The organism is Mumia sp. zg.B53 (assembly GCF_019550935.1).
In the GTDB taxonomy this organism is placed as follows: domain Bacteria; phylum Actinomycetota; class Actinomycetes; order Propionibacteriales; family Nocardioidaceae; genus Mumia.
This window is the reverse complement of record NZ_JAHWCK010000001.1, coordinates 1992416-2005365: the sequence shown is the minus strand read 5'-3', so window position 1 is coordinate 2005365 and position 12950 is coordinate 1992416. Positions and strand designations below refer to the sequence as shown.

General features: G+C 71.1%; 11 protein-coding genes. 3 read left to right on the top strand and 8 right to left on the bottom strand.

Annotated elements, in window-relative coordinates:
* Window positions 1-44 precede the first annotated feature (44 nt).
* The 3 genes from KV102_RS09740 to KV102_RS19565 form a co-directional block, all read right to left on the bottom strand.
* A complete protein-coding gene (locus tag KV102_RS09740; protein ID WP_220346052.1) occupies window positions 45-1343 on the bottom strand; it encodes a hypothetical protein in 1299 nt (432 codons plus the stop codon).
* 104 nt (window positions 1344-1447) lie between these two features.
* Window positions 1448-2107, bottom strand: a complete 660-nt coding sequence (locus KV102_RS09735; RefSeq protein WP_220346051.1) for a response regulator transcription factor — start codon at window positions 2105-2107, stop codon at window positions 1448-1450.
* Window positions 2104-3990 carry a sensor histidine kinase gene (locus KV102_RS19565; protein ID WP_220346050.1) on the bottom strand — a complete coding sequence of 629 codons (1887 nt, stop codon included), beginning with the start codon at window positions 3988-3990 and terminating at the stop codon, window positions 2104-2106. Before KV102_RS19565 ends, KV102_RS09735 begins: the two co-directional genes overlap by 4 nt.
* Before the next feature lie 105 nt (window positions 3991-4095).
* On the opposite strand from KV102_RS19565, the gene KV102_RS09725 reads away from it, so the two are divergent.
* Both KV102_RS09725 and KV102_RS09720 read left to right on the top strand, forming a co-directional pair.
* A complete protein-coding gene (locus KV102_RS09725; RefSeq protein WP_220346049.1) occupies window positions 4096-5319 on the top strand; it encodes a DUF4032 domain-containing protein in 1224 nt (407 codons plus the stop codon).
* 80 nt (window positions 5320-5399) lie between these two features.
* A complete protein-coding gene (locus KV102_RS09720; protein ID WP_220343383.1) occupies window positions 5400-5687 on the top strand; it encodes a hypothetical protein in 288 nt (95 codons plus the stop codon).
* On the opposite strand, the gene KV102_RS09715 is transcribed toward KV102_RS09720, so the two are convergent.
* The 4 genes from KV102_RS09715 to KV102_RS09700 all read right to left on the bottom strand — a co-directional run bounded on the left by KV102_RS09715 (window position 5672) and on the right by KV102_RS09700 (window position 9633).
* Complete coding sequence (locus tag KV102_RS09715) at window positions 5672-7324, bottom strand: FAD-binding dehydrogenase (protein ID WP_220343382.1); 1653 nt, start codon at window positions 7322-7324, stop codon at window positions 5672-5674. The genes KV102_RS09720 and KV102_RS09715 overlap by 16 nt on opposite strands.
* A gap of 74 nt (window positions 7325-7398) precedes the next feature.
* Window positions 7399-7815: a tetratricopeptide repeat protein gene (locus KV102_RS09710; RefSeq protein ID WP_220343381.1), complete on the bottom strand. Its 417-nt coding sequence runs from the start codon at window positions 7813-7815 to the stop codon at window positions 7399-7401.
* A 91-nt stretch (window positions 7816-7906) separates the two neighbouring features.
* Window positions 7907-8698: an ABC transporter permease gene (locus KV102_RS09705; RefSeq protein ID WP_220346048.1), complete on the bottom strand. Its 792-nt coding sequence runs from the start codon at window positions 8696-8698 to the stop codon at window positions 7907-7909.
* Complete coding sequence (locus KV102_RS09700) at window positions 8695-9633, bottom strand: ABC transporter ATP-binding protein (RefSeq protein ID WP_220346047.1); 939 nt, start codon at window positions 9631-9633, stop codon at window positions 8695-8697. Before KV102_RS09700 ends, KV102_RS09705 begins: the two co-directional genes overlap by 4 nt.
* Window positions 9634-9699: 66 nt before the next feature.
* On the opposite strand from KV102_RS09700, the gene KV102_RS09695 reads away from it, so the two are divergent.
* On the top strand, window positions 9700-10272 hold the full coding sequence (locus KV102_RS09695; protein WP_220346046.1) for a hypothetical protein: 573 nt from the start codon (window positions 9700-9702) through the stop codon (window positions 10270-10272).
* 87 nt (window positions 10273-10359) lie between these two features.
* Here the strand turns inward: KV102_RS09695 and KV102_RS09690 are convergent, their stop codons facing one another.
* The gene (locus KV102_RS09690) at window positions 10360-12903 is read right to left on the bottom strand and encodes a carboxylate--amine ligase/circularly permuted type 2 ATP-grasp protein (protein WP_220346045.1); all 2544 of its coding nucleotides are present in this window, start codon (window positions 12901-12903) and stop codon (window positions 10360-10362) included.
* Window positions 12904-12950: the final 47 nt, after the last annotated feature.

Genomic DNA, 12950 nt, shown 5'->3' with positions numbered 1-12950 from the left:
CCTCGGCTGAGGCCACACGTCGGCCGACGTCTCGGGCGCGACGGTCAGCGCCTCACCTTCGCGGTTCGCGTGGACCAGACCGACGTCGACTTGTAGCCGGAGCGCTTCACAGTGACCTTCACCCGCAGCCTCTTGCCACGGTCAGCCTTCTTGAGCTTGTAGACCCGCTTCGCACCGGCCTTGCCCTTGATGGCCTTCGCACCCCGGTACCAGCGGTAGGTGACCTTCGTCGGACGTGGCGACCACGTGCCCGCGGTGACCGACACCTTCTTGCCGACCTTCGCCTTGCCCTTGACCCGCGGCTTCTTCGTGACCACGAACGTCTTCGGCTTCGGCGGCGCCGGCTTCGCCACCGCCGGTGGGTTCAGCGACGCGGGCGACCAGTGCGGCTGGGATCCACCCACGATCAGGAGTGACGGCTGCGGCGTGTCGCACGAGCTCAGACCTCGCTTGACCCAGATGCCGTCCGGCTCCTCCCACGCGAGGCCCTGGCTGTCCGGGCTGAAGGTCGGACCGGCGAACCCCGCAGCCTCGTTCGTGTTGCACAGCGCGGTCGGCGGCGCCGGAGGCGTTCCCGTCCTCGCGTTCCCTCGGACGGTGTACCAGGCGATCTGCGTCGAGTCGCCGTACCCGCGGACGGCCGCGAGGTACTTGCCGTCTCGGCTCAGCTCCGAGTCCCCGAGATCCGTCGAGGCGGCGAACACGTCGTCGTCGTTGAACCACAGCTTCGGGGTCGTCGTGAGGTCGTGCAGCATGACGTGAGAGCCGTAGCCGCCGCCCTGCAGCGTGCGGGTGCCGCTCACCCAGGACGGGTTCCGGAAGTACGTGCTCCGCCCGGCCGACTGATACCTGCCGGCCGCGGTGTAGCCGGTCGCCGAGCGGATCCCGCAGCTCACCCCGACCGGACACTGGTACGCCGACACCGACCAGGCGATCGTGCTGCCGTCGGGAGAGATGACGCTGTCGGGGACGCCGTCGACAGGGCTTCCCGCCGACCCGGGGAGCGGGGGCGGGTCGATCCGGTTGAGGACGACGCCGTTCTGGCGCATCCGAACGATCGAGTAGCCCTTCGACACAGCGACGATGCCTGCGTCGGACATCGACGGGGACGAGTACGGCGAGCCGGCGGTGCCGTCCGTGGTCACCCGGTGGTGGCGCCGACCGTCGGCGGTGGAGATCCAGACGTTGTGCGCCTTGATGTAGACGAGCGTGCCGGTCGCGCCGACGGCGGCCGGGGCGACAGCGGACTGGTTCACTGCGGGCGTCGCCGAGGCCGAGGCAGGTGTTGCGGTTAACGCGCCGGCCGCCAACGCCAGGGCCGCGATCGTCGTCAGGGCACGCATCGTTGTTCCTCCAGGTGTGGTTGTGGGTCGGGTCCCACGATGACCCGCCGCCCACCACCGCCACATCGTCCGGTCGGAGTAGCCCTCTCCTCCTGCCGGACGGTTCAGAGGTCCGCGCGGGGCTCCAAGAATCCTGATTCGTAGGCGAGCACCACCGCCTGGACGCGGTCTCGCAGCCCTGTCTTGGCGAGGATCCGGGCGACGTGCGACTTCACCGTCAGCTCGCTCACCGTGAGCGCCACGGCGATCTCGGCGTTCGTCAGCCCGCGCGACATCAGCCCGAACACCTCGAGCTCACGCTCAGTCAGGTCGTCCAACGGGCTCGGCGTGCCGGTCGGGCGCGCCGTGCGCATGAACCGGCCGACGAGGCGGCGGGTGATCTCGCTGTCGAGCGACAATGCGCCGGCATGGGCCTGACGTACGGCAGCGACGAGTTCCGCGCGCCCGGCCGTCTTGAGGAGGTAGCCGACTGCCCCGGCACCGAGGGCCGCCCCGACATGCTCGTCGAGGTCGAACGTCGTGAGCATGACGACCTTCGTCCGCGGGTTGGCGCGCGCTGTCAGTGTGACCCCCTCGATGCCTCCCGTGCCGGGCATCTCCACGTCCATCAGGACCACGTCCGCGTCGAGCTCGCGCGAGGCCCGCGCTGCCTCGTGCCCGTCGCCCACCTCGGCGACGACCTCGATGCCAGGCTCCACCGACAAGATCGCGGCGAGACCCGAGCGCACGACCTCGTGGTCGTCGGCGAGCACGACACGGATCACCGTCCGATCTCCTCAGGCGTCGGTCGGACGACCGCGTGCGGCGTCGCAGGCTCACCCAGGGCCTGCGCGTGTATCGGGATCCGTGCACGCACCGAGAAGCCGGTGCCGGCGGGTGCGGCCCACAGCCGCCCACCAGCCCGTTCGACGAGCTCGGCCTGCGTCAGCAGCCCGAACCCCGTTCCTGGCGGCTCGCTGCGAGGCCGGTGTCCCCCGTCGTCGACGACGGTGACACACACCTCACCGCCGATGCGACGCACCCGCAGCGAGACGCGGGCACCAGGGGCGTGCTTGGCGGCGTTGGCGAGCGCCTCGGCGACGACGTGGCGGGCTGCGGTCGTCGCCGCACGCTCGGCGACGGGCACCTCGATCCGGGCTTCGACCTGCAGTCCGAGGGCGTCCGCGTCGGCGAGGAGGCGGTCCCAGGGATCACCCTCGCCCGGCCCCTCGTCGTACAGCACCCGGCACAGCCGCTCGAGCTCGACGTCGGCCCGCGAGGCCGCATCCATGACCACATCCATCGACCGCTGCGCGCGGGCGGGGTCGGTCTCGGCGAGGGCCACGGCTGCTTCGGCGTGGACGGCGACGACGCCGATCATCCGGCTCACGTCGTCGTGAAGGTCACGGGCCAGGCCGCGCCCGACTGCGACGAGCATCGGCTCGGCCTGTCCCCACACCGCTTCCTCGTACGCCCGTGCCGTCGACGTCGCGTGATCTCTGTCCTGCACCACGTGGTGCCACACGAACGACGCGACCGCCACGAACGCGACGAGCGACCCCGTGACGAGAGGATAGAGCGAGTCCGGATGCGTGGGCGCGAGCACGACGGTCACGCCCAGGAGCGCGCACGCCGCCCACGTCCGACGGTCCTCCGCGGCCACGGCGGACCAGGCGAGCAGCCCCAGGGTGGTCAGCGTGGCGAGGCCGAGCACGAGCTCCGTCCCGGCCACCGCGGCGACGACGAAGGGGACAGTCGCCCCCAGGCACGCACGGCCGGGCGAGACGCTCCGCCACGGCAGCGCGACGACGCAGACGAGTCCGAGCCACGCCATCAGCCCGGCGTCGGGGATGACGCGTCCGACGATGACGGTGTCCATCGCGGCGACGGCTGCCACCGCAAGCGTCAGCGCGATGTCGGCTCGCAGTCGTGCTCGCCCGTGCCGCCCACGATCGCCCGTCGGATCGGCGCCCGCGGGGGTGGCGGGTTCGGGCGACCGGAGGGAGACGAGCAGCGTACGGAGGTCCCCGATCGTGGACTGAGCGAGCCCGTGCACGCTCCGCAGAGCGGCGACGTCGACCCGTCCCCCCGTGGCAAGCACGATCTCCCTGATCGCGGCGACCGATCCGCACAGCGTCGCCAGGACGTCGAGCTCCATCCGGCGCCGTTCTGCCGCGACGACCCGGGACACCCAGGTCTCCATGTCGCCGGCCCGCCATGCGCGCGACCGCGAGCGCGCCTCGTCGACCGTGCGGTCGGCGTGCCGCAAGGCGACGCCGAGGCCCCAGACGACGAGCTGGACCGCCATCCCGATCACGTGACCGGCGAACGGCATCTCGCTCGCCGCGATCGCCACCAGGAAGCACCCGATGACCGGCAGGCCCGCCCGGACCGTGGTCAGGCGGCCAAGAAGGAACGTGACGGTGATCCCGGCGAGGAGGACGGCAGGGTTGTCGGGCGGGATGCCCATCACGACGACGGCGACCTCGGCCAGCAGCACGATGAGCGCGCCGGGCACGACCCGTCGCACGCCCACGTACGAGCCCACAGCGACCAGCGGGACGATCACCGCCTGCTCGAGCGGGCCGCCCCAGAGCCATCCAACGGCCCACATCGCGCAGACGACCGGCAACCACGCACGCCAGAAGGGCACGACCGCCGTACGCATGCCTGGGATCGTAGGAGAGTCCGAGGGCCACGACAGCGGAACGTGCAAACGTCTTCTCGGGGGTTTCGACTGGCTTCGAGCGTTCCGTCCCGCGAGGCTAGGCGCATGCCGGTCCACGTCCTCTCCGCACGGCCCCGAAGCGGACTCGTCTCGCTACCGTGGCGCGAACCGCTGATCGACTGGCCAGAAGACCTCGATGTGTCCCTGCCGCGCGGCATCCACCGACACGTCGTGCGCTTCGTCCGCGTCGACGGCGCCGTGCTCGTCGTGAAGGAGACGACCGAGCACTACGCGCGCCGCGAGTACGGGCTGCTCCGCCACCTCGTACGCCTCGACCTCCCGACGGTGGAGCCGGTCGCGGTGGTGACCGGGCGGACGGCCAGGGACGGTTCGCCGCTGGGGGCGGCGCTGGTGACGGCGCACCTCCCGCACTCCCTCCCGTACCGCTCGCTGTTCGAGCACCCGTTGTCCGAGAACACGCTCGACGCCGTCATCGACGCGCTGGTCGTCCTGCTCGTACGTCTGCACGTGGACGGGTTCTTCTGGGGGGACTGCTCGTTGTCCAACACGCTGTTCCGCCGCAGCGCCGGCGAGTTCGCGGCGTACCTCGTCGACGCCGAGACCGGCGCGTTGCACGACACCCTGTCCGACGGGCAGCGCGGCGAGGACCTCGACCTGGTCCGTACGAACACCTTCGGAGAGCTGCTCGACCTGCAGGCCGGCGGGCTGCTCGACCCCAGCGTCGACCCGCACGCACTGGTCGACCACATCGTCGAACGGTACGGGGAGCTCTGGGAGGCGCTGACCGGCGTGGAGGAGTTCGGCCTCGACGACATGTGGCGCATCGAGCAGCGCATCGAGCAGCTCAACCAGCTCGGATTCGACGTCGACGAGCTCGACATCGTCACCGACTGGGACGGTGACAGCGTCCGCATCCAACCCAAGGTCGTCGAGCCCGACCACCACGCCCGACGACTGCAGGGCTTGACCGGCCTCGACCTCGAGGAGGCGCAGGCCCGGCGCCTGCTCAACGACCTCGACGCCTTCACCGGTGCGCACCAGCTTCAGCAGGAGGACGCGATGGTCGTCGCGCACCGCTGGCTCACCGAGGTGTGGGAGCCGCTCACGCGGATGATCCCCGACGAGTACCGCGACGTCGTCGAGCCGGCGGAGTTCTTCCACGACGTGCTGGTCCACCGGTGGCACCTCTCGCAGCAGGCGGGGCACGAGGTCGAGATCTTCGAGGCCGCGGAGGACTACGTAGGTACCCAGCTCGCGGGCCAGGCGGCCACCATCCGCGCCGCGTCGGGAGGCGCCACCTCCCCGTGACGTCGCGCGGGGACGCCGACGCATACGTCGCACGACGGCGGGTACCTGTGCGGCCGTCCCCCCGTCATGAAGGAGCAGCGATGACACGTCCCGACAGCCCTGACCGAGAGAGCCACCGCCCCACGGTCGACGACGTCGACCCGTCGGTCCTCGCGGTGAACTCCACCCCCGACACCGTCCGTACGCACGGCAACATGGACGAGACCGAGGTCGTCCAGCGCGGTGACGGAGCGGTCGGCCCTGTCGACGACCTCGCCGACGTCCCCGAGGACGCCGAGCCGACCGACGTCACCCCTGCGGGTGAGGTCGACCCGGAGAACCTCTCCGGAGACGTCGACCCCGACACGGGCGATCAGCCCACCGCCTGAGCGGCAGCACGGCCGGCCGTACGCCCGGAGAAGAGGCACCCTCCGAGGAAGGTGCCCTCGAGCGCGCGGTAGCCGTGCACGCCACCTCCGCCGAACCCGGCGACCTCGCCGGCGGCGTACAGGCCCTCCAGCACGGAGCCGTCCTCACGCAGGACGCGCGCCTCGAGGTCGGTCTCCAGACCGCCCAGCGTCTTGCGCGTGATGACCCGCAGCCGGACCGCGATCAGCGGTCCGGCTGCGGGGTCGAGGATGCGGTGCGGCGCCGCCGTACGGATCAGCCTGTCGCCGCGGTACGCCCGAGCTCCGCGCAGCGCGACGACCTGCATGTCCTTGCCGAACGGGTTGTCGATCTCGCGGTCGCGCGCCTCGATCTGCCGCCGCATCGCGGCCGGCTCGAGCAACGGCTCGGGCGTCAACTTGTTCATCCCGTCGACGAGGTCCTCGAGCGTGTCGGCGACGACGAAGTCCTCGCCCCGCTGCTTGAACGCCTCCACCGGCGCAGGAGCGCCGGGCCGCACCCGTGACAGCACCGCACGGACGTCGCGTCCGGTGAGGTCGGGGTTCTGCTCCGACCCCGACAGCGCGAACTCCTTCTCGATGATCTTCTGCGTCAGCACGAACCAGCTGTGGTCGTAGCCGGTGGTCCGCAGGTGCTCCAGCGTGCCCAGGGTGTCGAACCCCGGATAGAGAGGCACAGGGAGGCGGTTGCCGCGCGCGTCGAACCACAGCGACGACGGGCCGGGCAGGATGCGGATGCCGTGACCGGGCCAGATCGGGTCCCAGTTCTTGATGCCCTCGACGTAGTGCCAGCCGCGGTCGGGGTTGATCATGTGCGCGCCGGACTCGATCGCGATCTGCTGCATGCGCCCGTCGACGTAGGCGGGGACACCGGTGAGCATGTCCTCCGGCGGGTTGCCCAGCCGTTCGGTCGGCCACGTCCTGCGGACCAGCTCGTGGTTGCCGCCGATCCCGCCGGAGGTCACCACCACGGCCTGGGCGGACAGTGCGAAGTCACCGTCCACGGTGCGGTTGCTGGCCACGCCACGAGGGGCTCCGTCGGGGGCGAGGACGGCACCGGTGATCCCGGTGACGGCACCGTCGGTGATGGTCAGACCGTCGACGCGGTGACGGAACCGGAAGGTGACCAGACCCTTGGCCACTCCGTCCCGGACCCGTCGCTCGAACGGCTCCACCACTCCAGGACCGGTGCCCCAGGTGATGTGGAAGCGCGGCACCGAGTTGCCGGGGCCCACCGCGCCATAGCCACCTCGCTCCGCCCAGCCGACGACGGGGAAGATCTTGAGGCCCTGCGCGCGAAGCCACGCCCGCTTCTCGCCCGCGGCGAAGTCGACGTACGCCTCCGCCCACCGTCGCGGCCAGGTGTCCTCGGGCCGGTCGAAGCCGGCGTTGCCCATCCAGTCCTGGAGCGCCAGCTCGTGAGAGTCCTTGATGCCCATGCGGCGCTGCTCAGGGGTGTCGACGAAGAAGAGTCCGCCAAACGACCAGAACGCCTGGCCGCCGAGGTTGGCCTCGGACTCTTGGTCGACGAGGATCACCCGCTTCCCCGCGTCGACCAGCTCCGCGGTGGCGGCGAGCCCGGCCAGACCCGCCCCGACGACGATCACATCAGCATCCATGCTGCTCATCGTACGGTCGAGATATGGGTCGGCGGGACGTCGCTGACGATCACGCGACCGCCGCTAGCGACCGCTCAGGCGCGACCGTCGGTGGCGACCAGCTTGGGTCGCCGGTCCTGATCGGGATCGAGCACGGCCGCCATCCGGTGGTAGGTCGCTCCTTCGCGGTGCCGCGACTGACGGTCCAGGGTCAGACCGAGCGCCACGTGCGCCCATCCGCTCGCGGGCTCGAGCTCGATGAGGCGACGGAACGCGTCCTCGGCCGGCCGGAGCAGCGCCGCGGCGAAGTAGGCACGCCCCAACAGCTCCCAGGCGGCCGCGCTGTCGGGGGCTTCGTCGACGACACCGGTCAGCATCTTGATCGCTTCGCGCGGATGGCGGTTGGCCACCATCTCCTCCGCGTGGCGGAAGCGGTCGTACAGCGGCATCTCGGCGATCATCGCATCGTTGAAGATCGGCTTGATGGTCAGGGGACGGAAGTCCTCGGTCATGCTGGCGCACCTCCTCGAGGCGTCGGTGTCACCCCTCCCAACGGCGCGACACGCGGCGTCATTCCCGAGGCTACGCCGAGCTCCTGGTCCCTCAGGTGATGTCGCGCCGGAGCGTCGTCCATCGACCGATCGCGGCGAGCACGACGCCGTACGCGAGGAACACCAGCGCGCCCGCCCAGCGGTCGAGCAGCTCCGACATGCCCAACGACGCGTAGGTGCTCGCTCCCACCAAGGCCTCCGACGCCGCGCCCGGGAGGAACTTCGCCACACCCTCGAGCGCGTCGACAGCACTGAACCCGACGCGGAGGATCGGCTCTACGAACTGGGTGAACGCGAGCACGACCACGATGGCCGCGACCTGGTTGGTGATGAGGCTCCCGACCCCGACGCCGACGAACGCCCAGATCGCCAGCGCCACGACCGACAGGGCGACCGGAGCGAGGACGTCTCCCTCCGTCAGGAACGCGCCGTCACCGCGCAGGGAGAGGATCGGCGCGCCGCCCGCCACGCTGGCCGCCGTGCCGACCACACCGAACGCGAGTCCGATGACGGCGGCCGACACGAGCTTGGCGCCGAGGAAGACACCGCGGCGAGGATCGCCGAGCAGCGATGGCGTGATCGTCTGGTAGCGGAACTCCGACGTCATCGACATGGCCCCGGCGAGCAGGGGGAAGACGTATCCGAGCCCGTTGCCGAGCGTATAGACGGTCAGCGCCGCGTCCACACCCCCGACAGGCGCCGTCCCTCCTGTCGGCGCGAGCGTGAGCGAGAACGCCATCACCACCGCGAGGAAGGCCATGTAGGCGGCCATGATCACGAGCAGCACCCACCAGAGGCGGGTGGTCGTCCACTTCCGGAGCTCGGAGGTGAGCGCGGCCCTCATGCGGCCACCTCCGCAGCCGCGGGAGCGCCGGTCGAGGTGGGCGTGCCGTCCTGGCCGGTGAGCGACAGGAACACGTCCTCCAGCTCGACCTCGCGCTGTGTCAGCGTGTGCAGCTCGACGCCGGCGCCGAACGCGGCCGCACCGACCTCCGCCGCGCTCACCTGGGAGACGTCGAAGCCGCGAACGCCTTCGCGTGACGCCGGGGCGTACGACCACCCTCGGTCGTCGAGGACCGCACGCAGCGCCTCGGAATCAGGGGAGACGACCTCGACGTGCCGCACCGCCATCGCCGCCAGCTCGGCCAGCGGGGAGGCGTGCACGAGTCTGCCCTGCGCGATGATCACCACGTCGTCGACGGTCTGCTGGACCTCCGACAGCACGTGGCTCGAGACGAGAACCGTACGGCCCTCTCCGGCGAAGAACCGCAACAGCTCGCGGAGCCACCGGATGCCGCCGGGGTCGAGGCCGTTGGCCGGCTCGTCGAGGATGAGAACGGGCGGGTCGCCCAGCAGCGTGGTCCCGAGCGCGAGCCGCTGGCGCATGCCGAGGGAGAACCCGCCGACGCGGCGGTCGGCCGCGTCCGCGAGGCCGACCATGGCGAGCAGCTCGCGGCACCGGGCGTCGGACACACCCATCGACGGTGCGAACACCCGCAGGTGGTCGAGCGCCGTCCGGCCCGGATGGAAGCTCGCGGCCTCCAGCGCGGCCCCGACAACCCGGCCGGGACGCTCGAGGTCGGCGTAGCGCCGACCGTCGATCGTCGCGCTTCCGGACGTGGGCGCCACGAGGCCGAGGAGCATCCGCAGCGTGGTGGTCTTGCCGGCTCCGTTGGGTCCGAGGAACCCGGTGACCGCGCCTGGCCGGACCTCGAAGGTGAGGTCGTCCACAGCGCGAACGGTGCCGAAGGTCTTGGTGAGACGGTCGACGGAGATCATCGCCGACCACGGTATCCGACGTCGGTGGTCGGCCGACCACCCCCTCGGGGTCTAGGCTCGCCGGTCATGAGCCAACCGGTCGATCGCCCCCAAGCGAGCCCTACGAAGCCGATCCCCACCTCCGACTCACGTTCCTACGACGCCGACCCCTACGGCCCGTCCTCCTCCGGATCCTCGTCCACCGACGGGGACGACACCCCCCGCCGCGGCGGGGCAGCCCGCCACGTCGTGAGCCTCCTGGCGGGACTCCTCCTGCCCCCGGTCGCGATCGTGGGCTTCGACTGGGCGTTCGGCCGCTACTGGTTCGATGCGACCAACTTCCGCTCCTTCAGCGACGGGGAGACGTGGCCGTTCGCGGTCGCGGCCGTCTCCGGCCTCCTCCTGCTCCTGACCGCCGCGGCGGGACGGCTGTCACCGGTCGGACCGATGATCGCCGCTGTCCTGTACGGCGCCGTCCCCGCCGCTGTGATCGTCCTGGCGCGCGAGGAGATCTTCCGTGCCGCCGCTGAGATCCGTGACTGGGACTGGCTCTATTCGCAGCCGCTGGTCAACCTGCCGCTCTACGGCTTCGTGCTCTTCCCCACGATCGCCGCACTGCTCCTGGGCACCGCGATCGCCTCTGCCGGTCGCCGGCGCTGACCGCCCGCACCACCCCGTACGGCCGACGCACGCGAGGCCCCGACCACCAGGTGGTCGGGGCCTCGCGTCGTGACGGCGGGTGTCGGGTCAGTCCTGGATGATCCAGGTGTCCTTGGCGCTGCCGCCCTGCGAGCTGTTGACGATGAGGCTGCCGGGGCCGGCGACGCGGGTCAGCGCGACCGGGACGGCCTTGACCTGACCCGGCTCGGTGCCGGTCACGTGCACGAACACGCGCAGATCGACGTGGCGCGGCTCCAGCCGGCCGTGGTCGAGCGTCGGGTGCGAGCTGAGCGCGACCGTCTCCTGCGCGACCCAGCCCTCGGTGTCACGGGCGATCTCCTTGCGCCGCCGCACGATCTCGCCCTGCGAGGCGAGCGGACCGACGAGCACGCCGTGACCGCCGTAGCCGTCGACGGGCTTGGTGACCAGCTCGTCGACCCGCTCGAGGACGATCTGCCGCTCGTCGTCGTCATCGGTGCGGTACGTCGGCACCGACTCGATGAGCGGACGCTCGTCGAGGTAGTAGCCGATGAGCTCGGGGACCACGCGGTAGGTCGCCTTGTCGTCGGCAACCCCGTTGCCCGGAGCGTTCGCGAGCACCACGGCTCCCGACGCGGCCACGTCGATGATGTCGGCACCGAGCGTTCGACCGTCATCCGTCGTCAGCTCGCCGAGCTCCTCGTCCAGCCGGACGTAGATCCCGTCGACCGCGCGGTCACCGTCGACGAGGCGTACGCGGCCTTCACGGACGACGAGGTCCTCGCTCGTCGCCAGGACGAGACCGCCCTCCTTGGCGAGACGCTGGTGCTCGTACCACGAGACGCTGGACGGTCCGGTCGCGAGCAGGACGAGGGCGCCCTCGTCCCCCGCGCCGACACCGGCACGCTCGACGCAGGTCCGCAACGTCTGGCCGACCATCGGCAGCGACGCACGAGGATCGACGAGGCCGGCCGGTCGCGGCATGTCCGGGACCACCGTGTCGAGCATCTCCCGCGCCGCGGCCGCATAGGCCAGGCCGCTGGGGTTGCGCAGGTTGTCCTCGAGCACCTGCCATTCGCCGCGGTCGTTGCGCACCAGGTCGAAGCCCATGATCGGCGCCCGCACCACCGCCTGCGGCAACCGGGTCCCGTCCTCGCGCCACCCCGGGCAGGAGTGGAGATCGGCTTCGGTCACGACGCCGTGAGCGAGCGCCCGACCCGGGCCGTACACGTCCTGGAGGAACATCTCCAGTGCGCGAGCGCGCTGCTCGAGGCCCTCGCTGAGCATCTCCCACTCGTGGGCGTTGATGATCCGCGGCACCAGGTCGACCTCGAACCGGTTGGTCTCGCCGTCGAGGACGACCGTGAGGCCCTCGTCGTCCGACCAGGTGTCGCGCTGGTGCTGGAGCTTCTCGAGGTCCTCGCGGCTCCGGTCGCGGATGTAGGCCATCACGTCGCTGTAGACGGGCCGCGGACGCGACCCGAGCCCGATCACCTCGTCACCGGCACGGGCCGGGTAGGACCGCAGTGCCGGAACCTCCGGCGGCAGCCCCGACGGCGGACCGTGCGTCTCGGCGACGACCTGGTCCATGACGTCGTCCAGCGACCCGCTCTCGGCGAAGGCGGCACGCTGACGGTCCGCCGAGGTGCCCTGCGCCAGGGTCCGCGCGGCGAGCTCGGAGACCTCGTCGTAGTCGCCGAGCTCCTCCAGCGCCGGGCGCAGTCGCTCGATCAGCGACCGGACCACGCCCGGGGCGGGGACCCGCTCGGCGTGCGTGCTCGGATCGAGCAGGCTGCCCGCCAGGCCCGCGCGGGCAGCCTGCCAGGTTGCCGCGCGCTGCAACGGCGCTGGCACCGGCGTGTACGGAACACCGCGCTCGATGTCGAGCTCGGCGGCCCGCACCATCGCGCGGAAGAGACCGGCGATCAAGATCGCGTCGTCCACCACCGGGCACGCGTCGGCCACCCGCAGCTCGAGCGTCGGCGCGTGCGACGACGGACGGACGTCGAAGTAGGCCATCTTGGCGTCGGCGATCACGCCGCTCGCGACCAGGTCGTTGAGGAGCGCCTCGTACTCCTTCGCCGACCCGAGCGGTGGCAGGGCCCCGGTGGTGGGCCAGCGCCCCCAGAGGATCGTGCGCATGCTCGCGTAGCCGGTGTCCTGCTCGTTCCAGTAGGGCGAGCTGGCCGAGAGCGCGAGCAGGGTCGGCAGGTCGCGGCCGATCCGCTGCGCGATGTCGATGGCGACGTCACGGTCGGAGACGCCGACGTGGATCTGCGTCCCGCAGATGAGCTGCTCGTTGACGAGCAACCGGTACTCCTGCTGCATCCGGCCGAACCGGCCGGTGGCGGTCAGCCCGAAGTCCTCGTCGTAGGAGGACCGCGGGGCCGTGCCGACGGCGGCGACGCCGATTCCCTCTGACTCGGCGACCGTGATCAGCTGCTTGCGCAAGGAGATGAGCTCCTCGCGAAGCCCGGCGAGACCCGTCACCACGTTGGTGTTGGTCTCGATCGTCGACCGCTGGAGCTCGGCCGAGAAGTTCTCACCCGGCAGCCGGGACAGCAGCCGCGGCGCGGATGGCGACAGCGTCCGGCTCTCGCGGTCGATCAGATGAAGCTCTTCTTCGGCCCCTAGTGTCAGCTCAGCAGTCATCCCTTAAACGTACGGGTTCCAGACGAGCGACAACGATTGCCGTTGCC